Raw genomic sequence first — 1,317 nt, forward strand, 5'->3', positions numbered from 1 at the left:
GTCACCACGACCGCCGCCCCGGCCGTCGGTGTTTTCGGGCGCGGGCGGGCACCGGCACGGCCCCCGGCGACGGTCCGCCGACCACCGGGCATCGGGACCACGCGATTCCGCCATCCCGTGTTGGCCGTCTGTTCCGGCTCCCCTGGGCCGCGTGTCGCTCCCCTGCCGGAGGCGCCCACCTCACCTGTCTCACCCCGGATCCGGCACGCCCACCCGACATACGACGGATTGAGGTCTTCCGGCCGTGAACAGCTGAACCCTCCTCACCAGTTCGGCTTCCCGGCGCATGCTGCGGCCGATCGCCGAGCTCATCGACCAGCGCGTCGACCGGCGGATCCGCTCCTCGACCGCCGAGCGGGACTCCCTCGCAGAGGCGCTCGAGCAGATGAAGCGAGCAACAGCTCACCCTCGACCTGCTGCTCGACGACCGTGGCCGCGGTCTTTCGCGGGTGGTGAGCCCCGGGCCCCTGAAGCGCATGCGGGCGGAGGTCGCGGAACTCGCCGGGAACCGGCAGGCCGCCGCCCGCAATGTCGCCACCGCGTTCCGGCTGCTGGTGGCGCTGGAGTCGCTCGGCGTCGGCCGGATCGCAGGCGGCACCATGAACATCTGTGCCAAGCTCGGGACGATTCCGCTGCTCGACCCGCCGAACGACGAGATCCTGGAGATCGGCACGCTCTACGGCATGTTCTCCACGGGGCTGATCCGGATGATGGAGCGCGCCGGGCGCAGCCCCCGCGTGACCATCGTGGACCCCTTCGCCGGTGTGCAGCTCCAGCCCGGCACCCCTGAGCGACCCGACCCCTCCGGTGCCCCGGTCGACGAGCATGCCGTCCGCACCGACGTCGCCCTGGCCGGCCCGGCGGGCGCTGCCGCCCGGATCCAGCGGGGCTACTCCGAGGACCCCGAGACCCGCGCGGCCGTCTCGGACCGCACTCACGGCGTGATCGTCGTCGAGGGCGACCACTCGGCCGAGGGCGTCGCCGAGGACCTCGAATGGGCGGAGGAGATCGCCGCCCCGGGCGCGATCGTCGTCCTCGACGACTTCGGTGACCCCAAGTGGCCGGGCATCGAGGAAGCGCTGAACAAGCACCTCACGGGCACCACCCGCTTCACCTTCCTCGGCAAGGCATCGCACTCGGCGTTCCTGCGCGCTTCCTGACAGACGCCCCGTCTGCCGCCCGGCACCGCCGGGACGGCGGACGGTCGCCCCGGCGGGAGGCCCGACGCGGCGAGCGCCGCGCGCCGGGCGCCGCGCGCCGGGCGCCGCGCGCCGGGCGCCGCGCGCCGGGTCAGCGGTTCCGCAACCCGGCCAGCCT

Annotated in this window: 1 pseudogene; it reads left to right on the forward strand. The window is 74.0% G+C overall.

What is annotated here, in order from left to right:
- Positions 1–286: 286 nt before the first annotated feature.
- Positions 287–1,160 (forward strand): annotated as a pseudogene (locus ACFWEP_RS34710) (class I SAM-dependent methyltransferase).
- Positions 1,161–1,317 lie beyond the last annotated feature (157 nt).

Origin of the sequence: Streptomyces sp. NPDC060198, assembly GCF_042728415.1 — a bacterium.
In the GTDB taxonomy this organism is placed as follows: Bacteria; Actinomycetota; Actinomycetes; order Streptomycetales; family Streptomycetaceae; genus Streptomyces.